The organism is Flavobacterium sp. PS2, assembly GCF_046250155.1.
Taxonomy (GTDB): Bacteria; Bacteroidota; Bacteroidia; order Flavobacteriales; family Flavobacteriaceae; genus Flavobacterium.
The window spans coordinates 3,998,587-4,022,221 of the sequence record NZ_CP176426.1; the positions used below are offsets into that span (position 1 = coordinate 3,998,587).

The 23,635-nt window shown below is 31.8% G+C and carries 22 protein-coding genes; 6 read left to right on the forward strand and 16 right to left on the reverse strand.

The window, feature by feature from the left end; all coding sequences use genetic code 11:
• Nucleotides 1-245 precede the first annotated feature (245 nt).
• Nucleotides 246-1,682, reverse strand: a complete 1,437-nt coding sequence (locus ACJ6WR_RS17650; RefSeq protein WP_409415985.1) for a S41 family peptidase — start codon at nt 1,680-1,682, stop codon at nt 246-248.
• Nucleotides 1,683-2,009: 327 nt separating this feature from the next.
• Between ACJ6WR_RS17650 and ACJ6WR_RS17655 the strand changes: the two genes are divergently transcribed.
• Complete coding sequence (locus ACJ6WR_RS17655; protein WP_409415986.1) at nt 2,010-2,417, forward strand: RidA family protein; 408 nt, start codon at nt 2,010-2,012, stop codon at nt 2,415-2,417.
• 98 nt (nt 2,418-2,515) lie between these two features.
• Here the strand turns inward: ACJ6WR_RS17655 and ACJ6WR_RS17660 are convergent, their stop codons facing one another.
• From ACJ6WR_RS17660 to ACJ6WR_RS17685, 6 genes are all read right to left on the reverse strand, one after another.
• Nucleotides 2,516-2,890 carry a DUF2255 family protein gene (locus ACJ6WR_RS17660; protein ID WP_409415987.1) on the reverse strand — a complete coding sequence of 125 codons (375 nt, stop codon included), beginning with the start codon at nt 2,888-2,890 and terminating at the stop codon, nt 2,516-2,518.
• A 169-nt stretch (nt 2,891-3,059) separates the two neighbouring features.
• Nucleotides 3,060-4,133, reverse strand: a complete 1,074-nt coding sequence (locus ACJ6WR_RS17665; protein ID WP_409415988.1) for an alanine/ornithine racemase family PLP-dependent enzyme — start codon at nt 4,131-4,133, stop codon at nt 3,060-3,062.
• Nucleotides 4,134-4,174: 41 nt separating this feature from the next.
• Nucleotides 4,175-4,609, reverse strand: a complete 435-nt coding sequence (locus ACJ6WR_RS17670; protein WP_039113909.1) for a GNAT family N-acetyltransferase — start codon at nt 4,607-4,609, stop codon at nt 4,175-4,177.
• Nucleotides 4,610-5,460: 851 nt separating this feature from the next.
• Nucleotides 5,461-6,060, reverse strand: a complete 600-nt coding sequence (locus ACJ6WR_RS17675; RefSeq protein WP_409415989.1) for an HD domain-containing protein — start codon at nt 6,058-6,060, stop codon at nt 5,461-5,463.
• 76 nt (nt 6,061-6,136) lie between these two features.
• Nucleotides 6,137-6,649 carry a nuclear transport factor 2 family protein gene (locus ACJ6WR_RS17680; protein WP_409415990.1) on the reverse strand — a complete coding sequence of 171 codons (513 nt, stop codon included), beginning with the start codon at nt 6,647-6,649 and terminating at the stop codon, nt 6,137-6,139.
• Between the two features lie 27 nt (nt 6,650-6,676).
• Nucleotides 6,677-8,125 carry a S41 family peptidase gene (locus ACJ6WR_RS17685; protein ID WP_409415991.1) on the reverse strand — a complete coding sequence of 483 codons (1,449 nt, stop codon included), beginning with the start codon at nt 8,123-8,125 and terminating at the stop codon, nt 6,677-6,679.
• A gap of 194 nt (nt 8,126-8,319) precedes the next feature.
• Here ACJ6WR_RS17685 and ACJ6WR_RS17690 point away from each other — a divergent pair, with 194 nt between their 5' ends.
• Entirely contained in the window at nt 8,320-8,523 is a 204-nt protein-coding gene (locus ACJ6WR_RS17690; protein WP_323490650.1) for a hypothetical protein, read from the forward strand.
• A 168-nt stretch (nt 8,524-8,691) separates the two neighbouring features.
• A complete protein-coding gene (locus ACJ6WR_RS17695) occupies nt 8,692-10,227 on the forward strand; it encodes a YifB family Mg chelatase-like AAA ATPase (protein ID WP_039118941.1) in 1,536 nt (511 codons plus the stop codon).
• Between the two features lie 218 nt (nt 10,228-10,445).
• Here ACJ6WR_RS17695 and ACJ6WR_RS17700 read toward each other — a convergent pair whose 3' ends face one another.
• The 3 genes from ACJ6WR_RS17700 to ACJ6WR_RS17710 form a co-directional block, all read right to left on the reverse strand.
• Nucleotides 10,446-11,678: an RsmB/NOP family class I SAM-dependent RNA methyltransferase gene (locus tag ACJ6WR_RS17700; protein WP_409415992.1), complete on the reverse strand. Its 1,233-nt coding sequence runs from the start codon at nt 11,676-11,678 to the stop codon at nt 10,446-10,448.
• 141 nt (nt 11,679-11,819) lie between these two features.
• Entirely contained in the window at nt 11,820-13,778 is a 1,959-nt protein-coding gene (locus tag ACJ6WR_RS17705) for a KUP/HAK/KT family potassium transporter (protein ID WP_086894828.1), read from the reverse strand.
• A 137-nt stretch (nt 13,779-13,915) separates the two neighbouring features.
• Nucleotides 13,916-15,253, reverse strand: coding sequence for a hypothetical protein (locus tag ACJ6WR_RS17710; RefSeq protein ID WP_409415993.1), 1,338 nt, complete (start codon nt 15,251-15,253; stop codon nt 13,916-13,918).
• Between the two features lie 117 nt (nt 15,254-15,370).
• On the opposite strand from ACJ6WR_RS17710, the gene ACJ6WR_RS17715 reads away from it, so the two are divergent.
• Nucleotides 15,371-16,426: an oxidoreductase gene (locus ACJ6WR_RS17715; RefSeq protein ID WP_409415994.1), complete on the forward strand. Its 1,056-nt coding sequence runs from the start codon at nt 15,371-15,373 to the stop codon at nt 16,424-16,426.
• A gap of 65 nt (nt 16,427-16,491) precedes the next feature.
• Here ACJ6WR_RS17715 and ACJ6WR_RS17720 read toward each other — a convergent pair whose 3' ends face one another.
• From ACJ6WR_RS17720 to ACJ6WR_RS17735, 4 genes are all read right to left on the reverse strand, one after another.
• Nucleotides 16,492-16,950 carry a hypothetical protein gene (locus ACJ6WR_RS17720; RefSeq protein WP_039113993.1) on the reverse strand — a complete coding sequence of 153 codons (459 nt, stop codon included), beginning with the start codon at nt 16,948-16,950 and terminating at the stop codon, nt 16,492-16,494.
• 27 nt (nt 16,951-16,977) lie between these two features.
• Complete coding sequence (locus tag ACJ6WR_RS17725) at nt 16,978-17,391, reverse strand: hypothetical protein (protein WP_039113920.1); 414 nt, start codon at nt 17,389-17,391, stop codon at nt 16,978-16,980.
• Between the two features lie 33 nt (nt 17,392-17,424).
• Entirely contained in the window at nt 17,425-17,967 is a 543-nt protein-coding gene (locus tag ACJ6WR_RS17730) for an RNA polymerase sigma factor (protein ID WP_039118962.1), read from the reverse strand.
• A gap of 64 nt (nt 17,968-18,031) precedes the next feature.
• Nucleotides 18,032-19,159, reverse strand: a complete 1,128-nt coding sequence (locus tag ACJ6WR_RS17735; RefSeq protein WP_409415995.1) for an SRPBCC family protein — start codon at nt 19,157-19,159, stop codon at nt 18,032-18,034.
• 276 nt (nt 19,160-19,435) lie between these two features.
• Between ACJ6WR_RS17735 and ACJ6WR_RS17740 the strand changes: the two genes are divergently transcribed.
• Nucleotides 19,436-21,472: a dipeptidyl-peptidase 3 family protein gene (locus ACJ6WR_RS17740; RefSeq protein WP_409415996.1), complete on the forward strand. Its 2,037-nt coding sequence runs from the start codon at nt 19,436-19,438 to the stop codon at nt 21,470-21,472.
• A gap of 63 nt (nt 21,473-21,535) precedes the next feature.
• Here the strand turns inward: ACJ6WR_RS17740 and ACJ6WR_RS17745 are convergent, their stop codons facing one another.
• Nucleotides 21,536-21,724 carry a hypothetical protein gene (locus ACJ6WR_RS17745; RefSeq protein ID WP_229987789.1) on the reverse strand — a complete coding sequence of 63 codons (189 nt, stop codon included), beginning with the start codon at nt 21,722-21,724 and terminating at the stop codon, nt 21,536-21,538.
• Nucleotides 21,725-21,806: 82 nt separating this feature from the next.
• Here ACJ6WR_RS17745 and ACJ6WR_RS17750 point away from each other — a divergent pair, with 82 nt between their 5' ends.
• Entirely contained in the window at nt 21,807-22,190 is a 384-nt protein-coding gene (locus tag ACJ6WR_RS17750) for a nucleoside triphosphate pyrophosphohydrolase family protein (protein ID WP_323490658.1), read from the forward strand.
• A gap of 100 nt (nt 22,191-22,290) precedes the next feature.
• On the opposite strand, the gene ACJ6WR_RS17755 is transcribed toward ACJ6WR_RS17750, so the two are convergent.
• Complete coding sequence (locus tag ACJ6WR_RS17755) at nt 22,291-23,361, reverse strand: branched-chain amino acid aminotransferase (RefSeq protein ID WP_039113926.1); 1,071 nt, start codon at nt 23,359-23,361, stop codon at nt 22,291-22,293.
• Nucleotides 23,362-23,635: the final 274 nt, after the last annotated feature.

Here is a 23,635-nt window from a genome sequence, read left to right on the forward strand (position 1 = left end):
CATTTTGACCCCCTTAATTTTGATGGTAGTAATTAAAAAACATGCTAAAATTGAATTTTATGAATGGCGAATTTTATCAATGCTGAGTTTGAAGATTAAGTTTTAAATAAAATTGTCAGTTTTGTTTTATGACATCAAAAAACATTATCTGATTCTAAGAGTTTATTATTTTATGTATAGTATTCTAAATAAAAAAGGGACTAAATGCAGTGTACATTTAGTCCCTTTGTATTACGGTATAAAAACTATTTTCCTTTTAAAACACTTTCATAGCGTTTTGTTAATCCTTCCAGATAAGGAGCTTTAATTTCTGTAGCAATTTCTACAGATTTTTTTAAAGCTATTATGGCGTTACTTTTCTTTCCATTTTGTTCCAGAAGATCACCGTATTTTAAAAAGGCAATAGGTGATTTTGGATACAACTCGGTATTGCTTTTTAAGATGGATTCGGTAATAAAAGGCTTTGTCTTTGTGTATTGTGAAGCTAATGCATCAATATCATCTTCTTTGTATAAGTTCGATTCAGTTAATTTTTTTACAGCATTAAATATTTGCTGATCCATTTTAGCATAATCACCTTCGTTAAGTGGTTTCGTTTGTTGATCAACAGTTTTTTGTAGTTCCAGATAAAGATTTTTAGATTCAACAGCCTTTTTATTTCTGTAATCAAAAGCAGTTTTTTGCGCCAGTTCTACAGCTTTATCATAAGCCATATCTGGAGTAGTTTTGTATTCTGGAATTACACCAATACCTTCCCAGTTTGTTTTTGTAATTGGGTTTATTCCAGTTCCAGTAGGAACGAATATTTCTAATCGACTGTTAATTTCATAGGGTTCGCCAGGATTAGCTCCTCCACCAGTTGTTTCCCCAACTAGTGTTGCTCTTTTTTGGGTTTGCATATTATAGCTGAATTCTTCGGCTCCCGAAAAAGTTTTTGGACTAGTAATAATGAACAAAGGAACATCAATCAATTTTTTTCCGTTTACTTCTTTTACCCAAAATTCCTCAGTAAAATTATCTTTTCTAAAATATAAGGTGTTTAGTAATATAGGATCTTTGAAAAAATAACTACATAAATACTGAACAGTTTTTGGACTACCACCTCCATTATTTCTTAAATCAATAATAATAGCATCGGCATTTTCTAGTAAGCGCATATAAGAATCGATTGTTTGATCGGTTTCGTGTATGAAATTATTATATTTAATATATCCTACATTGCTATCAATTAGTTTGGCTTCTCTAAAACCATTTGCTAGTTTGCGATTGTCGGTGTAATTGTGCAGGTAAATTTCATAAGAATCTTTATTTAAGTCTTTTTTCTCCTCAACAGGAGGAATAAATTTAGGCCAAATCCCAAGATGCTTATCATTATTAATAAATCGTACTTCTTTTGTTAATGCTACTGCAAAAGAGTCTAATAAGTCATATTTTTTAAATTTACCTTCTTTATATGCGGCTTTTAAATGATTCCCAATTAATTTGGCTTTATCAGGAAATATATAATTTACTTGTAATAAAGAATCGATTTTTAAAACAGTTTCTTTCTTGAATTTCTCCGTAATTGTTTTTTGTTGAGCACTTGCATTTATTGTGAAAACAAAGAACAGTATTAGAAGAAAAATATGTCTGTGATTAAAATAAGAAATCTTGCTTTTTGAAGGGGGGAATTTGTTTTTCATGATTAGTTAGGTTTGATTGATTGAAATACTTTGATGCTTAAATAATAAGTGGTTATGGAAATATACATGCTAATATATAATTTTATTGTAAATCATTTATAAATAATAAGTTACTCTGTTTTTTTAAATATAATTGAAGTTATAATAAAGAATAGGACTTTTTTATTAGTGATGAATCAATGCGAAGTATTGATTTTTATGGCAATGTCACAAGTTAAATATTTCAAAATGGGAAGTAGATTTATAATTGCATCTTTTAAATTTGTTAAGCTCGAAATTATTTGAGAAACAAAAGTTGTCAAAATTTAATCATTATTAGAAACAAAAATGAGTGAAAACAATAAAATAAAAGCTGTAACAAGGTCAAATCCAAGTACATTATCCGCTCCAGTTGGTAATTATTCTCATGTTACGAAGATATCAGGTAATGCAGATATTTATACTTTTTCTGGTCAGATAGGTACAAGTAAAGAAGGAGATTTGCCTAATAATTTTAACGAACAAGTAGTTAATACTTTTCAGAATATAAAAGCTGTCTTGGAAAGTCAGGAATTGGTAGCCGATGATGTTATCAAGGTAAATATCTGGGCAACTCAAGAAATAGATTGGGATGCTTTTTATGCTGTATGGAATGCATTTTTTGGAGAAGTATATCCGTCAATGACCATTGGATATATTACAGCTTTGGGATTACCAGAGATTAAATTAGAAATCGAAATCTGGGCTGCAAAATAGAGATACTGGGGCAGAAATAAATAAAAAACGAGATGACACAATCATCTCGTTTTTTATTTTAATTAGATAGTATTCATTATTATACTCATAATTGATCTTTACAAAACTATAAATTCCATAGTTTTTGCAATATGTTCCTCTTTAATTATTCCGTGAGCGTAAAAAGAATTATCACCTGAATCGTACTTTTTTAAGTAGGCTTCGTTTATTTTTTTGTTGAGTAAGGCGATATCTTTTGGTATAACAGCAGATATTTTAATAACTCTTTCTCCGCATTTTATTTCTCCATCAGCATCTTTTAGGAATGTATTGTACCAACTTCTTTCAGCAAAACCCCATGATCTTGCAAATATTCTATTATCAAAGGTAACCATCCAAATATTAAGAAAGTCTGGTCTTTCATTTCCCGCTTTTATCCCAATAAGATTGTTGTTCTCAATAAAATCAATTGTTTCAGTATCAAAGTTTTTCATATTGTTGTGCTAAAATTATATTTTATATAAGATTGTAAATAAAAGTATTTACTAACGAATATTTCGCACCATTTGATAGAATCGAGTTATTTACAGATAGCATTATAATATTATTAAATTGCGATTACTATTATATAATTTTATAGATAATTATTTTACAAAGAATTATCTACTCTATAGTTTTCTCGATATAATCGGAGTTTAAAAGATACAGTGCGCCCATGTATCTAATGTTAAACGATACTAAGTCGCCTACTTTATATTTCTTTTTAGACTTAGAAATATCAATTACTAACATATCCGAGCTGGCATCGACAATACTTATTTCGACATCATCAGATTCTAAATATTGAGGTTGCATATCGAGTAAACCAATATCCAGAATTGCACGTAAAGAAGTACCGCCAAAATCTTCGGTATCATTCATAGAAAAAGTATTTCCTGCTACATTTTCGCCTAATTCACCTGTTGGAATATCTGGTTTTTCGGTTATTTCGATAATTTCCGTATAAAGCTTGAAAACATCATTATGCATTCCCTCGATAGTTTCTCCAGTAAACAAATCTTTCCCAAAGAATAATGCTTCACCAATTCTAAAATGGTTAACCTCCATAGGTCTTGCATTCTTTATGATCAAAGGCAATGCGACTGAAGTTCCGCCAGAAACCCACGGGATGCTAATATCAAATTTAGCTTCGATAAGTTGTTTGTATAAACTTAGTTGAATCAGTTTGTCCTGAGTAGGCATTACGCCACTCAAGCAATTAAGGTTTGTACCGATACCAAGAACTTCAATATTAGGCAGACTAAAAACTTGCCCATAAAATTCAACTAAATCTTCGCCCATTACGCCCTCACGTAAATCACCCATTTCAATCATAATAATGATTTTATGGATTTTATTTTGTTTCTGCGCTTCGCTAGAAAGCATTTGGATCGTGTAAATTTCAGTGTTAAAACTAACATCGGCATATTTTACAATGCTTGCAATACTTCGCTTTGCAGGTGGTTTAATATATACGGTTTGAATATTTGGGTCTAATGATTTAATTTTTCTTAGATTACTAACCCGCGAATCATGAATTTCGGTAACACCCAAAGCAATTATTTCTTTAAGATATATTTTATTACCACATAAAAGCTTAGATACAACACCCCACTTAATATTTTTGGAAATAAAAATGTTGTTCAGAAAAGTATAATTCTCTTCTAGTTTTTTGCGGTATAATTTGATGAATGCCATTACGTTCTTTTCTTTTTTTAAATTGAAATACTAGTTGAGGTTTATTTAATTAAACGCATTTCTAGGTATTTATTTGTAAAGCCTAGTTTCTCGTATAGAATTTTAGCTGGATTATCTGGCTCAACATGCAATGCAATATTTCCTTCGGCAGTATCAATTACTTTTTGCATTAATTTCTTTCCGTAGCCTTTTCCTCTTTGGCTTTTGTCGACTGCTATATATACCAATATATTTTCGGGAATATAATCTTTCATTCCTGTATGGTTTAGGACACAAGCTCCCACAATGTTTTCTTCTTCTATTGCAAGAACAATTTTTCCGCCTTTTGCAGGGTTCATTACATATGCGATAGCTTTTAATATATCTTCGATTGTATCGCCATATTGTTCCAGATGAGTATGAAGAAATTTAGCGATTAATTCATTAGTAAATGTTTTATCCTCTCCTTGTTCAGGAGTAATTATTTTGAATTCCATTTTGTTATTCTTTTTAGATTATTGTGCCCGATTATGAAATTTTTTCGATAGGCAAAAGATGCAATATGAATTGCAAATTGGTATGTTTTTTAGTCAGATTCCTGATTGGTAAAATCGCATTTGATAAAATGTGCAAATACATTTTTTGACTGAAAACGTGATAGATATTTTCGCAATTTAAGGAAAAATAACCGAAAATTGGCAAAAAGAACCCGCTTATTTTGTTTTAGACAAATAGTAAGCGGGTCGATTTTGTTGATTTTTAAGAGAAAAAAATGTAATCTGAGAGAGGGAATTAACAGCAGAGTTCGCAAAGGGCTACGCAAAAACAGCAAAGTTTTAAATCCGTTTAATCCTTTTAATCTGTGGCATTAAATTAACCGCAGAGTTGGCAAAGGATTGCGCAAAGACCGCAAAGTTTAAGAACCCTTTTTATCTGTTGCAAAAAAAAGTAGCTCGCAGATTTAGCAGATTCAGCAGATTTTTTATTTGTGTAAATTTGTGCAATTGCTTCGCCAGTTCGATCTCGCTCGGGTTGTGGTAAAATAACCGCAAAACTTTTGGAATCTTTTTAATCTTTTAATCTGTGGCAGTATATTAACCGCAGAGTTCGCAAAGACTTAATCCTTTTAATCTGTGGCAGTATATTAACCGCAGAGTTCGCAAAGATTTAATCCTTTTAATCTGTAGCAGTAAATTAACCGCAAAGTTCGCAAAGTTTGAATCCTTTTAATATGTGGCTAAAAAAAAAACATTAAACTTTATCAAAACAATACTTAATTTTTCTTAATCTCTTAATGGTAAGAAAAACTTTTAATTTTTTTAAATACGTGGAAAAAAATAAAGTTTATTTAGTTATTTTTCTTCGTGAGAATTCCTTTTTGGACACTTTCGTTAATTAAATTTTCGGCATAATTCCAGATTGTATCAGAGCCTTCTTGAATCACTTTTTTCTTTTCGTGAACTTTCTCATAATCTACATTAAATTCTCTCCAGGTTCCTCCATTATTAGATGTGTTTTGCAAAAGAGGTTCAAGCCTGTCCATAGATTTTGCAAATTTGGCTTCATTGGTTAAACCAGCTTCAAATTCTTCCCAAACTGCAATAAACTCCTGAGCTTGTTCTTTTGGCAAAAGCCCAAAAATTCGTTCAGCAGCAATACGTTCCTCATCGGTATTATCGTGACTTTTTGCGGTGTCATAAATAAAAGTATCACCAGCATCAATCTCTACAATGTCGTGTATTAAAACCATTTTAAGGACTTTAAGTACATTTATAGGTACGTTCGAATGTTCTGCTAATACAATTGTCATCATAGCCAAATGCCAGCTATGCTCAGCATCATTTTCATTTCTGTCGCTATTGAATAATTTAGTTTTGCGCTGAATATATTTTACCTTATCAATCTCTTTAATGAAATCTATTTGTTTTAATAAATTATCAGTTTGCATCTCGGTTTTTTTTTAAGTTATGTAATGATAACAAAGTTATTAAAATCAGCGATAGGACCGTGTTAACTATTTAGTTCTAGTCATTTTTCATGCTATCATGTCCGTAACTAATTATTCTCGAGATTCTCCATTCCCCATCTTTATGCTGCCAAACATGAATAAATTTATAAGTTCCGCTTGGTTTTTCTTTTTCACCCTTATTGGTATGATAAAAATTATGAACGGCTATTTCAACTGCACCATAATTTTTAATTGGATAAACTTCTAAGCTACTTTCTACAAGTTCTCTTCTAATGTTACTTCCTCTTGCACACATTTCCTTAAATGAGGCTAATTCGCTTTTAAAAGAAGTTGTTAAGCCTCCAAGGTCATGGTAGAATTCTAAATCATCAACAAAAAACTTTTTGTAAGCTACAGTGTCACATCTATTAAAGGCTGCAAATAAAGTGCTATCCGCTTTTTTAATTTCGTAATATAACTCACCTTTCAATTCTGGAGTATTCTTTTTTAATTTTTTGACTTTCTGAGCAAAAGTTGAACTTACAGAAAGAATGGAAAGTAGTAAAAGAACAAGGATTTTATTCGACATCTTTTTTTGTTTTGGAATTATATTGAGTTATTTTTTTGTTTTTTGGTCTGCAAGTTTTAATGCAAATTCTAGCTGAACATCTTTGTCCTGAATGTACTCGTTTATAGTTGGAGTTATTTTATAATCGGGTAAAATGCCTCGGTTACTATATTTGTCTTTTTTGACTGATAAAACATATTTGGTTGTAGGTATCGAAACATAAATTTGAGTGTTTGGCAAAACCAATTCTACAGCATTGCCAGAAGTATTCCCAAAATATCCTCCGCCAGTTTCTTCCCCAATAAATACAGCTCGATTGTTACTTTTTGCAATAGCACAAAATTCAGCTGTAGTCGAAAAACTCATGCCATCTATCAAGATATAAACTTTACCTGCGTAATTGTTTTCACTTGGTTTTTGTGTAGCCAAATTACTCCTGCCTCTAAAATTATCTTCTGATGAATTTGCTGGTGGTTTATAACTACTTAGATCATTTTTGGTTAATTTTTGCGAAGTGCTTTCTAGAGAAGTATAATATTCAAATGGAGTATTTGTAAGGTAAGAATATAATAAAGAACCATAAGTATCTCTTCCTCCACCGTTTCCTCTTAAATCGATTATTAGTTTATCTATTTTTTTATCTTTTATTTCTTTGAATGTTTGCTCTAAAAACGGAATATAATTTTCTTTTGTCTGGTCGAAAATTTCTCCATTAAAAGTTTTGATAGTGAGAAGAGCAATACCATCTTTTTTATAATCGATTGATAAATATTTATCTGGATCAGGTTTCTGATTTTTGCATTCGGTATTTTTATATAGTTCAGAACTGAGATTAATCGTTTTGATTTTGTTATCCTTAGATTTATATTCAATTTTAAAATCGGATTGTTCGCCATAAACTAATCGGTAGTAAAACCAGAAATTATTATTTAGTATCACATATTTTTTGGTTTCGATTTTACCATCAGATACAATATATTGAAAAAGTTTTTCTTTGATTTCGTTTATTTGAATACCGTTTATGCTTAGAATTTCAGTTTCGGGTAATAGACTTCCTTTTTTGCTACAAACAACATAAGCATTATCGTTTATAAACCTGATTTGTAGCGGAAAGACTTTTGCGTTTTCATCAAAATATTGTTTTAACTCTGGCGATGCTCCTGCATAAAAGTGACCGTCTTGTAAATAACTCAATACGAGTTTTATCTCTGCCAAAAAATCAATTTGAGTGGTGTTTTTATTTATAGATAAAAAATAATTATCAAATAATCGATCTATATTTTTTTTGCTGTTAAAGCGATATAATGAAGGATATGATTTTTGTAGTTGAGTCCTGAAAATCACAAAATCTTGTTTTAAAAGCGGACATTCAATAACTTTTGGAGTATTATCAGAAGCTTTTTCAATTGTTTGAGCAGAACATATATTTATGGAAACAAGTAGTAGTAAAAGTATTTTATATAACCGATTCATCTTTTGTCTTTTTATAGTAGTCATACTAAAGTTGTTTATGTTACAAAGAAGTCGCTATTATAATTTTTGATGGGTTTAATTTTCACAAGTTAAAGTTTTTTATGAACGGATTATTCAACAAATTATACTGTTAAAAAAAATAAGTTGAATGCTACAAGAATAATTTCATTTTACATTTACGTAACCATAAATAAAAAATCAAGATGAATATAGTAAAAATGGAAGATTTAAGCATCGCAGATTTAAAAGCTGCTTATGATTTTAATGCGATGGAAAGAAAAGCTTTGAGGAAATTACTTAAAGCTAGTAGCCGTACGGTAGATTATAATAGTAATGCAGGTTACCAAGAGTTAATGGTAATTCAAGAAAACCTTTATGATGCATTAGAAAATAGGATTAATTGTATTGAGATGATATGGTAGAATTAGAATTCATAGAATTAAAATCTAAATAGCTTTTTCAAAAAGTTCAAATTATTTTGAATTAATTCATCTATTTATGCGATTAAATAAAAAGTAAATTTTTTACTACAAAACACTACTTTTTCAATTTATAATTAAATACTTTTACTTTCATAAATAAAAGGGATTATGTTAGTTAAAGTATACGGAAGTGCAGTTTTTGGTGTAGAAGCTACAACTATTACTGTTGAGGTAAATATGGATACAGGAATTGGGTATCATTTGGTAGGTTTGCCCGATAGTGCCATCAAAGAAAGTTGTTTCAGGATTGCAGCAGCATTAAAAAATAACGGGTATAAAATGCCTGGAAAAAAAATAACTATAAATATGGCGCCAGCCGATTTGCGTAAGGAAGGTTCGGCTTACGACTTAACTTTGGCAATTGGTATTTTAGTGGCTTCAGATCAAATAAAAGCACCCGAACTAGATAAGTATATTATTATGGGAGAACTTTCGCTTGACGGAAGCTTACAACCCATTCGTGGCGCTTTGCCTATTGCTATAAAAGCAAAGGAGGAAGGATATAAAGGTTTTTTTCTGCCAAAGCAAAATGTAAAAGAAGCAGCTATTGTAGCTGGATTGGATGTTTATGGAGTTGAGAATGTACAGGAAGTAATTGATTTTCTGGAAGGAAAAGGAACTTTAGAAACTACGGTTATAGATACCAGAGCTGAGTTTTATAAAACATTAGATTTTCCTGAATTTGATTTCTCGGATGTAAGAGGGCAGGAGAGCATCAAGCGTTGTATGGAAATTGCTGCTGCTGGTGGACACAATATAATTTTGGTTGGACCTCCGGGAGCTGGAAAAACAATGCTTGCCAAACGATTACCAAGTATTTTGCCACCAATGACATTAAAAGAAGCATTAGAAACGACCAAAATTCATAGTGTTGCAGGAAAATTAAAAGAAGTAGGGTTAATGAATCAAAGGCCTTTTAGAAGTCCGCATCACACAATTTCGAATGTAGCATTAGTAGGAGGAGGGAGTTATCCTCAGCCAGGTGAAATTTCTATGGCACATAATGGGGTTTTATTTCTAGATGAATTACCTGAGTTTAAAAGAGATGTTCTCGAAGTAATGCGCCAACCTCTGGAAGATAGAGAAGTAACAATTTCGAGAGCAAAGTTTACCGTTACCTATCCGTCTTCTTTTATGCTTGTGGCGAGTATGAACCCAAGTCCAAGCGGATTTTTTAATGATCCTGATGCGCCACAAAAATCATCTCCACACGAGATGCAACGTTATTTAAGCAAGATTTCGGGACCTTTATTAGACAGAATAGATATTCATATAGAAGTTACTCCAGTTCCTTTTGAAAAATTAGCGGATGATAATAAAGCCGAAAGTAGTGTGCATATTCGGGAACGCGTTACGGCTGGGCGTGAAATCCAAGCTAAAAGATTTGAAACTTTCGAGAATATAAATTACAATGCTCAAATGAATACAAAACAAATCAGGGAGTTTTGTGCACTTGATGAGCAATCTAAGTTATTATTAAAAACGGCAATGGAACGACTTAATCTTTCGGCTAGAGCCTACGATAGGATTTTAAAAGTTGCCAGAACTATAGCCGACTTAGAAGCTGCTCCAGACATTATTTCTTCGCATATTGCCGAAGCAATTCAATATCGTAGTTTGGATCGTGATGGTTGGTTAGGGTAAAATAAGTATAAGCCATAATTAATTTTAACACATAGAAACATAGATTTGGTATTGTGAAAAAGGCGTTTCACTTATTTAAAAAGCACAAAGGTAGCTATGTGAAAGAAATGTATTTCTTTTTGTATTCTTTCTCAAACATAAAATCTATGTTTCTATGTGTTAAACAAAAAAAGAGCAACTCATCGAGTTGCTCTTTAAATATATAAGTATAATTTGTTTTACGAAGCTACAACTGGAGCATCTTTACGCTCTAATAATGCCATATAAAAACCATCAAAACCAGACTCAGAAGCCAATATTTTGTGATCTTTTACAAAAGTAAACTGTTTACCAATTTCTGTTTTTAAGAATTTCTCTACTTGCTCTTGATTTTCAGAAGGTAATATAGAACACGTAGCGTAAACTAGTTTTCCTCCTGGTTTTACAATCTTAGAGTAGTTCTCTAAAACTTCTGCTTGAACTTTACGAATGTTATCGATAAACTCAGGCTTTAATTTCCATTTAGCATCAGGGTTTCTCTTTAAAACACCTAAACCACTACATGGAGCATCGATTAAAACTCTATCGGCTTTTTCGTGTAATTTCTTAATTACCTTAGTCGTGTCGATAATACGGTATTCGATATTAAAAGCACCATTACGTTTCGCTCTTAATTTTAATTGCTTTAATTTACTTTCGTATAAATCCATTGCAATTAATTGTCCTTTGTTTTCCATCAAAGAAGCAATATGCAATGTTTTTCCTCCAGCACCAGCACAAGTGTCAACTACACGCATTCCTGGTTTTACATCAAGAAACGCAGCAACAAGTTGCGAGTTAGCATCCTGAACCTCAAAGAAACCTTGCTTAAATGCATCTGTTAAGAATACATTTGCTCTTTCTTTTAAGACCAAAGCATCTGGCTGGTTTTTTAAGAATTCAGTTTCAATATTCAAGTCCATTAAGATTGCTCTTAATTGTTCTTTGGTAGTTTTTAGCGTATTTACTCTAAGTATTACTTTAGCCGGTTGGTTTTGAGCAGCAATTTCTGTAGCCCAAAGTTTTTCACCTAATTCTTTAACTCCTAATTCATCCATCCAATCAGGAATAGATTCTTTAATAGCTCTAATTTTAGAAAGCTCGTCAAAACGACCTTTTATTTTTCTTTCAGGAACTCCTTCCAGCTGGCGCCAATCAGGGATTGGGTAACCTCTTAAAACTGCCCATACTGAGAACATTCTCCAAAGGTTATCTCTGTCAAACGGTTCTTTAACTTCAGCAATTTCACTGTATAATCTTTTCCAACGAACTATTTCGTATATCGTTTCTGCGACAAATTTCCTGTCAGAACTTCCCCAACGTTTGTCTTTTTTTAATGCTCTTGCAACCACTTTATCAGCATATTCACCTTCATTGAATATGGCATTTAAAGAATCGATGGTCGTATAAACTAAATTTCTGTGTAATCTCATTTTAAATAATTGAGCTGCAAAGGTACTATTAATTGGTTGAAAGTTAAATTTTTAATTTTGAATGTTCTTTTTATATTTTTCGACCAAAAAAAACCACTCTTTTAAGAATTAAAAGAGTGGTTTGTAAATGTTTATCAAGGCTTAATGAACTCTTGTTAAACCTATGTTTTCTGGAGCATGAAGCACCATTGGGAATTTTTCTATTTTTACAGAACTGCTGTCTAAACCAAAAGCGCGTTCTTCGGATAAACTTAGTTTCTTGATAAAGAAATAAGAATTCATGATAATATTTTCATGCCATCTTAAGTCATTATCGTTAGAAAGGAATTTCTCAGATAACACAAATTTGAAATCTCCAATAATATTATTTTTATTCAATGATTCGTATCGGCTCGTAATATCAACTTCTCCTTTTTTTACCATATCACGAATAACTTCTCTAAACATTAAGTTGATCTTGGTAGGTTCTCTAAATCCTAAATTAAAATCGACTCTATAAATATCGTCTTTTGCAATTTCGGTTACTTTATATTGAGTTTTATAAGGCTCAGTTAAAATATTTACGTGTACAAACCAATAGATATCGGCTCTTTTCGGACGCTTTTGCAAAATGGAATAAATTACTTTTTCCTCCAATTCATCTACACGGCTAGCATTGGTCATATAAACCAAATGTGTTGCATATTTAGGAATAGATAAATCTTCGCTCAATTCCATCAACACCTTTTTATAATCTTCAATCTTGATAACCTTGGTGTAGTTTTTATTGATTTTCTTAGCCAGGAACCAAATCGTCATAATAGAGATAAGAGCTGCTGCAATGATTAATGTTACATAACCACCTTCGGCAAACTTAGTTACATTGGCAATCAGGAAACTAATCTCGATTGCTAGATAGATAGTTATTAATGGAACCATGAAATATAATTTTACTCGTTTCATAATCAAGTAGAAATTAAGTAAAATAGTGGTCATAATCATACACAAAATAATTGCAAGACCATAAGCATGTTCCATTTTTCCTGATTCTTCAAAGTGCAATACGATACCTACACAACCAAAAAACAATAACCAGTTTATAGATGGGATGTATAATTGACCTTTTACTTCAGTAGGATATTTTATTTTTACTTTTGGCCAGAAATTTAATCGCATGGCTTCATTTATCAATGTAAATGAACCACTAATAAGTGCTTGCGATGCAATTACTGCTGCAAGTGTTGCGATAACAATACCAATTGGTTGGAACCAACTTGCCATGATTAAATAAAAAGGATTTCCGTTACCTCCTAATTCTTGCAACGTTTTTCCTTCATGATGAATAAGAAATGCTGCTTGCCCAAAATAGTTTAAAACCAATGCAGATTTAACAAATATCCAGCTTATACGAATGTTTTTTCTTCCGCAGTGTCCCATGTCCGAGTACAAAGCTTCGGCTCCGGTTGTACATAAAAATACAAAACCTAATACGAAGAAACCATCAGGATGTATGGATAACAAATGATAAGCATAATAAGGGTTTATCGCTTTAAAAACTTCTGGATGGTGTACAATTTGTATAACACCCAAAGTACCTAGCATGGTAAACCAGATAAGCATCATTGGAGCAAAAAACTTACCTACTAGTTTTGTACCAAATTGCTGAATCGTAAATAAAACGAATAAGATTGCAATAACAATAGGAACAGTATTGATACTAGGATAATAGGTTTTAATACCTTCAATTGCCGAAGAAACGGATATTGGCGGTGTAATAATACCATCTGCGAGTAAGGCACTTCCCCCTATAATGGCGGGAACAATCAACCATTTAATCTTTGTTTTTTTAACCAGTGCGTATAAGGCAAAAATTCCTCCTTCGCCATGATTATCGGCACTGAGTGTAATAAGCACATATTTGATGGTTGTTTGGAGCGTTAATGTCCAGAATACACATGAAATACCACCCAAAACAATATCAGCCTCAATTATATGTTTGCCAAGAATGGCTTTCATTACATATAAAGGAGAGGTTCCTATATCACCATAAATAATACCTAATGTGATTAACAAACCTCCTAACGTTAACTTACTATGTAAGTTCTTGTGTGATGCGCTCATTTAATTTTTTAATTTTATAAAAGTCGCGTCAAATTTACTGTTTTAAAACAAATTAACATCAAATTATGAAGAATAAAGATAAAAAAAACACGATCGTTAAATCGTGTTTTTATTTTCGTCTGATAAGTGTATTAAAATTAGCCTCTTCGATTGCTACTTCTTTCAGAAGAGCCACTTTGTCTTGGGCTTGAATCACCTCTGGAAACGGAACTTGATCTTTCGTTTCCAGAACTTTGAGGACTTGATTGCCTAGCTGAACTAGTTCTGCTTTCAGAATTTCCTCTTGATGATTCCGTTCTTTGAGAGGAGTAATCTCTTGTAGCACTTCCTCTATTTTGAGTATAATCTCTTGCAGTTTCTGTTCTTTGCGTAGGCGTTACCGTAGTAGAACTTGGTCTGTTTTGAGTATAATCTCTAGTAGTTTGTGTTCTTGGGGTTGGCGTTACTGCAGTAGAACTCGTTCTGTTTTGAGAATAATCTCTTGTAGTTTCTGTTCTTTGAGTAGTGGTATTTCCTCTATTGTAATCTCTAGTAGTATTTGTTCTATCTACAGTTGTTCCTGTTGAGTTTGTTCTGTTTTGAGAATAATCACGACTTGGTCTTGCTGTAGAGCTGTTATCTCTAGATGTACTTGTTCTGTTTTGAGAATAATCTCTATTAGTTGTTGCAGTCCTATCAGTAGTTCTGTTAGTATTAGAATACGAGTTTCCTCTTCTATTTGTTTCTCTACTAGCAACACGTCTTTGATCTAGCTCGTATCTGTTGCTTACATTACTATTACGTTGAGCAAACCCATTGTTAGGATTACGTCTTTCGTATCCGTAAGTACGATTAGAGTTATATATTACAACAGCTGTATTACTTCTTCTAGAACTTACATAGTTGTAATGATTGTTTACATTAATGCAAATATTAACATTATTTCTATATCTATAAACTGGGTAAGGTCTCCATGCAGTATAATAAGTTGGATAGTAGTTCCATGTCCAGCTTGAATAATAAGGACGATAGTTAGTTACCCAAAATGATGTATATATTACAGGAGCAATAGTATAAACTGGCTCATAGATATAATTTGGACCGTAAATAAAATCGTTTCCAACAACTTGTATGTGAACTTTGTTAAAAGAATCTCTCTCTAAATCAATTGTTGCAACATCTTGGTAAACATCACGATCTAGTACAGCTTGTATGATAACTACGTGAGTTCTGTTTTCTACGCTTTCGATTACACGTAAATAATCAACTTGATTATCATCGTTTAAATCGAGATTTGATATTTGATATTTTGGTTCATTTAATCTTCTTTCAAAATCCTGAAGATTTGCAGATTCCCCAAAAATAGAAGCTACGGCTCTTAAATCTAAATTATCACTAATATCAGAGTTTTTAGCATATACAGTAGCTCCAGCTTGAGCTTGCATTGTAGCAAACCCTAAAGATAGTAGGCTTATTAAAAGTATTTTCGTTTTCATGACGTATCGTATTAAGATTGTTATTTTGAATTATCCAATTACTGTGCCATAAAAAATATATTGCGTTTTGATTTTATGTAAATAATTGTATTTTAGCATAAAATAATTTAAAATACCATGAAAAAATTAGCACTCTTTTTAAGTTTTTTTAGTTTCGCTATGTATTGTCAAACAGTAGATTACAAAATAAATAGCAAAGGTTTTCAGTCTATTGAAATCGATACACTGTTTAAAGATAAAATAAGTATTAGAGCGCTGGTAATTGATAAAAATAAGATATGGTTTGGAGCTGATAATTCGCGATTTGGATATTACGATTTAAAGGATAAAGAAAAATATGTAGAGCATATTTATAAGGATACCTTAAAGTTAGAGTTTAGAAGTATTGCTGAAACTTCAAAAAATATTTATTTATTAAGTGTAGCAAATCCAGCTTTGCTTTATCAGGTTTCTAAAGCAACCAAAAAAACAAAATTGGTTTATAAAGAAATTAATGATAAAGTATTTTATGATAGTATGCAATTCTGGAATGATAGCGAGGGAATTGCGGTAGGTGATCCTACCGAAGATAGTTTTTCGATATTAATAACTCGTGATGGAGGTAATACGTGGGTAAAATTACTTTCGGATCAATTGCCTACAATGGGCAAAGGAGAGGCAGCATTTGCAGCAAGCAATACTAATATTGTTATAAAAGGTAAAGATGCCTGGTTGGTTTCTGGCGGGAAAAGGGCAAGGGTTTTTCATTCATCTGATAAAGGGAAAACATGGAAAGTTTATGATACGCCTATTGTACAAGGAAAAACAATGACTGGAATTTTTACGGCTGACTTTTATGATTCTAAAAACGGAATTATTGCTGGTGGTGATTACGAATTTCCAGAACAAAATTCAGATAATAAAGCAATTACTACAGATGGTGGGAAAACTTGGAATTTAATAGCTCAGAATTCAGGTTTTGGTTATGCATCTTGTGTGCAATATGTACCTAAAAGCGGAGGGAAAGAAATAGTTGTAGTTGGGACTTTAGGATTGCATTATTCAGCTGATGGTGGCGCTACATGGAAGCAATTATCGACAGATTCAAGCTTTTTTACGATTCGTTTCATGAATTCAACAACTGCAATTGCTGCAGGTCATAATAAAATGGTTCAGATTCGCTTTAAAAAATAAAAGAGCCCTAGATAATAAAGTAATTATTATAAGGGCTCTCGGCTGTTGTTATTTTTAAACAGGATTTAGTTTTTACCTGCTTTGTCTCGATATTGGTGTAATAGTTTGCGATTAAAATCATCTTCGGATTTTCGAAGGATTATGATTTTTTTCGCAGGCAGTATTTTCTTTAAACTTGCAATATATTTTTTGCGCAAAAGGTATAATTCTTCATCGGTACTTTCCATTTGAGAAAGAAGAGCTGCAGCTTCCTTTTCAGACATATTCTTTAACGTTTCTTCGCTTAATTTTCTGGTATATGATTTCATCTTCTGATGTCTTAATTCATATTGTTTATCATCATAAGTGTTATAGATAGGCCAGAATTTTTCTGATTCAGCCGAAGTTAATTCTAATTCGGTTGTTAGGAAAGAAACTTTATATGCTTTTATTTTCTCCCTTTTTTCGTCCATTTTCTCGCTTTGAGCGTAAAAAGGAAATGTAATCAGAAATAGTAATATTGGAAGTATGTTTTTGATTTTCATCTGCATCATTTTTATGTAATTGTTCTTTTATTCTAAAATAAGATGTTCGATATTAGGATTCGAAGCCAGAACATCTTCTATAGCATCATCACCTAAAGCAATATTTTTATCTAAATTGTTAATGTCGTTTGTATCTAACTCATGAATTAAATCGTACTGATTTAAATTTGATTGATAAGATAAGTACGTTTCTAGAGTAGCTTCATCAAGTTCCTTAGATTTTGTTGTGTACTTATATACTATAGGAACCGTTAATGCAATTACAAGTACGGCAGCTACAGCCATGAATGTTTTTCTATTTCTTGCAAATAAAGAAATTGTTTTAGGTTCATTTTGTGGCAACTTCTCCTGTAAACTTGCAGAGAAATTTTCAAAATAATCTTCTGGAGTTTTAAATCCAGTTTCAATTTTCGGTTCGTTATCTAATTTAAATGCTTTCATGATGTATGTAAGACTTTATTAGTTGTAAAAGGTTTAATTGGATGTAACATGAGCTTCGATTTTTTTTACGGCATGATGATACGATGCTTTTAATGCACCAACTGAAGTGCCTAATATCTCGGCTATTTCTTCATATTTTAATTCTTCAAAATATTTCATTTTAAAAACCAGTTGTTGTTTCTCCGGGAGCGTAACAATAGCTTTTTGTAGTTTTAACTGAATTTCGTTTCCGTCAAAAAAAGCATCGGCTTCAAGATTCTCAATGGTTTTATTTTGTAAAGCTTCAGAGGTTATTCCGCTTAGTTTTGCTTTCTGACTTAAAAAAGTCAAAGCTTCATTGGTTGCAATGCGATATACCCATGAAAATAGTTTGCTATCTCCTTTAAATTTATTGAGATATCGAAATACTTTCACAAATGTATTTTGCAAAACATCGTGTGCATCATCATGATTCAAAACAATGTTCCGAATGTGATTGTACAACGGTTTTTGGTAAGTAGATACAAGTTTTTGAAACGCAATATTTTGCGTCTTCGGGTTTAATAACTCTTGTATAAATACCTTTTCGTCTGTCAACTTTACTTTTTATATAAGTTAGAATAGCATTATCCGAAAAGGTTTAATCTGCATTTCAGATTTTTTAAAATTCTGATTCCTCTTCTTTTGCAGGAGGAGGGGTATGTACAGGAGTATGTGTTGGAGTTACTTCTGCTTTCGGAGTACGAATAACAGTTCTTTCTACAGGAACTACCTTTGGTTTTATAGGATAATAAAGCTCCGTTACCCACTTAGATGGATTTGCAATTTCAGCTTTACTTGTCGTATAAATTTCAAGATGTGACCAAGTAAGATCAGGGAATATTTTTTGACTATTAATATAAGCTGTCGATTTTTCTATCGCTTGTTTAGTATGTGAGTAGTCTCCTTTTAAAGTTGTTTTTACAGCTTCAAATGGTTCTAGTTTACCAGTTAAGATGTCACTTCCTGAGCTTGTAAAGATTTCTTTTTTGATAGGAACACAAATAGATATTTTTGCTAATCCGCTTGTGGTGTCATAAGTATGGTATATTACAAAAGGTTTTCCGTTGGTCTCTATGCCGTTGGCTTCACAAAAAGAAGTTAACTGAGGGACAACAACTCGAACATTTTTGGCGATTTTTCCAATTTCGCTTGTAAATGATTGGTTGATATAAAATGTCTCTAATTTTTTTACAACACCATCTACTTTTACGTCAAATGTGTTAGTTTCATAAACTAATATCTTATCTAAGTTAGCCAAACTTTTCTCGTACATAGTACCGATAACTTTGTCGGCTCCGCCATTAAGCGCCGAATATATTTTGAAAAGAAAACTCATTGTTCCTTTAGATTTCCAAGTAACTTTTGTTCCTCCAAGAGTATCTTTAAAAACCCATGAAACATCAGTTAGGGTCCCGTCAAAATTCATTTTCTGAGTAATATTTTGTGCATCAGTTACAGCAGTAGTTCTCACATCTCCATTGCCATCATTTCCTGTCCAGGAAAAAGAAGCGTTTATACCAGATGTTTTTGCAGGGAAAACAACATGAATACTAGGATCTTCAGTAACCCAAGAACTAAAATCTTCCCAGTTTCTATAATCGTTTACAAAGTTGAACAAAGAAACACGTTGTGTCTTTATAACCTTGCTTCTCTCTACCGTAAAATTACCTTTTTGAGTGGCAACAAATACAGTTAATGAGACAAAACTTAATAGTAATAAAAGGAATATATATTTTAAAATTCTCATAGTATCTCGGTTGTTTTCTGATGTAAAGTTATAAATTTTATTAATATCCGACAGGAGATAATAAAAAGTCAAAACTAGGCCTTTTTTGTTAATTTTTCCACTTTTCGTGTAGTTTTATAAAAAAAGTTTTGCAAGAAAAAAGGTAAGAGCAAGATAAAGAAATTTGGCTTTTAAAAATAGCCCTGAGGTAATATTAACGTTGTTTTTTATGTTTTTTTTAAAGAAAACGTATCTTTGGTAGATAATAATTTTTTTATAAACTAAATATCATTAATAATGAAATTACTCAAAGCTGCAGGATTTTTTATGACTGTTGGAGTTTCAGTTCTTTGCAACGCTCAGGTTGCTAACACAACTGCATCGAAAACAAATAATGAGAAAACTTTTGATTTTACAGTAGAGCAATTTGCCGACATTAAAGTATTGCGCTATCAAATACCTGGTTGGGAGAATTTAACGCTCAAAGAACAAGAATTAGTATATTATCTTACACAGGCAGGAACTGCTGGTCGTGATATAATGTGGGACCAGAACTACAAGAATAATTTAAAAATCAGAAAAGCTCTTGAGCAGATTTATGTAAGTTATAAAGGAGATAAAAAAAGCACAGATTGGAAAAATTTCGAAATTTACCTTAAACGTGTTTGGTTTTCTAATGGTATTCATCATCATTATTCTAACGAAAAAATTAAACCTGATTTCTCAAAAGAATATTTTGCAGGTTTGCTAAAAGCTACAAAAACTAAATTATCTCCTGAGGTTACTGCTATTTTATTTAATAATGAAGATAGTAAAAAAGTAAACCTTGATGAGTCTAAAGGATTGTTAGCAGGTTCTGCAATCAATTTTTATGACAAAGGGATTACATTACAAGAAGCAGAAGATTTCTATAAAAAACAAACAAGCCCAGATCCTAAGAAACCTGTTTCTTATGGTTTAAATTCTAAGTTGGTTAAAAATGCCAAAGGACAATTAGAAGAAAAAGTTTGGAAAAGCGGTGGAATGTATGGAGCTGCGATTGACAAAATTATCTTTTGGTTAGAAAAAGCCAAAACGGTTGCCGAAAATAAAAAACAAGGTGATGCAATAGGATTATTGATTGAGTATTATAGAACAGGAAGTTTAAAAACCTGGGATGATTATAATATTGCCTGGTTGCATGCTACCGAAGGAAATATTGACTACATAAGTGGTTTTATCGAAGTATATAATGATCCATTAGGATACAGAGGTTCTTATGAAGGTGTTGTGCAAATTAAAGATTTTGATATGTCGGCCAAAATGGAAGTAGTATCAAAAAGCGCACAATGGTTTGAGGATAATTCTCCGTTAATGCCAGAACATAAAAAGAAAAATGTTGTTGGGGTTTCATACAAAACAGTTATCGTAGCAGGAGAGTCTGGAGATGCTTCACCAAGCACACCAATTGGAGTGAATCTTCCTAATGCGGACTGGATTCGTGCAGAACACGGTTCTAAATCGGTTTCATTAGGTAATATTATCGATGCTTATTCTAAATCGTCTGGAAGTGGTAAATTAAAAGAATTTGCTAATGACGAAGAAGAAATTGCTTTGGCAAAACAATATGCTGAAATAGGAGATAAATTACATACTGCTTTACATGAAGTTGTAGGTCACGCTTCAGGACAAATTAATGAAGGTGTTGGTACTCCAAAAGAAACGCTAAAAAGCTATGCTTCGACTTTGGAAGAAGGTAGAGCTGATTTAGTTGGTTTATACTATTTATACAATCCTAAATTACAAGAACTTGGATTGGTTGATGATTGGAAAAAAGTGGGAATGGAATCATACGATAGTTATATCCGTAACGGATTAATGACACAATTGGTTCGTTTAGACTTAGGAGCTAATATCGAAGAAGCGCACATGAGAAACCGTCAGTGGGTGAGTGCTTGGGTTTTTGAAAAAGGAAAGAAAGATAATGTAATCGAGAAAATTACTCGTAACGGTAAAACGTATTTTAATATTACTGATTATGATAAATTACATGATTTATTCGGACAGTTATTACGTGAAGTACAACGTATAAAATCTGAAGGAGATTACAATGCTGGAAAAGCTTTGGTAGAAAATTATGGTGTAAAAGTAGATCAGAAATTACATGCTGAGGTTTTAGAGCGTAACAAGCAATTTCCATCTGCGCCTTACAGCGGATTTGTAAATCCTATTCTTGAGCCAAAAGTAGATGCTAAAGGAAAAATTATTTCGATAGAAGTAAAACAACCTAAAACATTTGCAGAACAAATGCTGGATTATTCTAAAAACTTTGGTTTTTTACCTTTAGAAAACTAATAAGTAATAGATACTAATAATGAAAATGCCCGCTAGTTTAGCGGGCATTTTTTATGAAATAAATTATCGTTTGAAGAATATTTTTATCAGAAATAAAATGACTATAAAAGCTATAAAAACTAATAAAACCTTATAATTTCCTTTGTAGAATATTTTGTGAAGTCCCACATCTTTTCTGTAGGCAAATATCATTGCGATAACAAAAGCGATAAAAAAACACAATGCAAATATTAATTGACCCTGACTAAACATATGTTTAAATTTTTTGTAGCAAATTTAGACAATAGTTTAAGAATAGTTGTTAATTTGGTATATCATTTAATCAAATATAATTATGCAAAAACAAATTGATGCAGTGAAAGAATTTCATACTGCTTTTAAAATTGGACATAGCGAATCGCCAATTGCCGATTTGGGAGAAATAAAAAATATACTTCGTTACAACTTGATGAAAGAAGAAAATGAAGAATATCTTGAAGCAGTAAAAAATAATGATTTAGTAGAGATTGCTGATGCGCTGGGAGATATGATGTATATTTTGTGCGGTACAATTATCGAGCACGGTTTACAGGATAAAATTGAAGCAGTTTTTGATGAAATCCAGCAAAGTAATATGAGTAAACTTGGGGAAGATGGACAACCGATTTATCGTGAAGATGGAAAAGTAATGAAAGGTCCAAATTATTTTAAACCAGATTTCTCTAAGATTTTAAAATAGTTTTTAGTCTCAGTCTCAGTTTACAGGTGTTTAACAAAAAAAGATATAAAAAAGGCGATTTTCGTTAAGAAAATCGCCTTTAATTATATAATGTAAGGAATTATTTTACTTGAACAGTCCAGCCAAAAGTATCTTCAGCTAGTTTGTTTTGTATACCAGTTAATTTTTCTTTTAAAAGAGAAGCGTAAGAATCATCTGCTTTAGGTAATTCGAAATATTCATCTTTATATGAGAATCCTTTAATAACACTTATTACTGCAGCAGTACCAGCACCGAAAATTTCTTTTAATGATCCGTCTTTAGCAGCTTCAACTAATTCAGAAGCTAATACAGAACGAACTTCAATTTTTAAGCCTTCTTTTTCTGCAATTGCTAATAAACTTTTACGAGTAATTCCGTCTAGGATTCTTTCACTTGTTGGTGCAGTTAATAAAGTATCGTTTATTCTGAAAAATACGTTCATTGTACCTGCTTCTTCAAGTTTGGTATGTGTTGCATCATCAGTCCAGATTACTTGTTGGAATCCGTCTTTATTTGCCAAATTTGTAGGGTAAAACTGTGCTCCGTAGTTACCAGCAGCTTTTGCAGCTCCGATACCACCATTTGCAGCTCTACTATAGTGCTCAGCAATAATAACTTTTACTTCTCCAGCATAGTATGATTTTGCAGGTGAAAGTAAAATCATGAATTTATATTCATCAGAAGGATTTGCAACAACTCCAGCGCCAGTTGCAATCATAAAAGGACGGATATACATACTGCTTCCGTTTCCTCTTTTAACCCATTCTGCGTCTAATTTTAATAATTCATTTAATCCATCTAGAAAAATAGCTTCAGGTATTTCTGGCATTGCCATTCTTACTGCAGAAGCATTAAAACGTTTGTGGTTTTCTTCAGGTCTAAAAAGCCAAATAGCGTCTTTATCATCTTTGTAAGCTTTCATTCCTTCAAAAATAGCTTGTCCGTAATGGAAGACTTTTGAAGATGGATCCATTAAAATTGGAGCGTAAGGCTTAATGACCGGTGTTTGCCATTCTCCATTTTTAAAATCACATTCGAATAAATGGTCTGTAAATACAGCACCAAAGCTTAAGTTATCAAAGTCTACATCGTTTATTTTTGACGAAGTTGCTTTGATGATTTCAATTTTGTTTGTTTGAGTTGTACTCATGATAAAGTATGGTTTTTATGAACTAAAATTCATTGTTTTAAAACTGTAATCTAAAACCCTGAATAGATGTGAAATAAATTTTAACAATTGCAAAATTAAGTAAAAATATATAATTTGGATGCTAAAAAGATATTAATTATAGGGTTTTGCTGTGATTTATTTATTTTATAAAAAAGTTAAATAAAGAGCTTCTTTTTATATAGAATTTATGAAAAAACTATGGTTTTTTAAGGCTTTACGCATTTGTTTTGATTAAATTTGACTTCTAAATAAG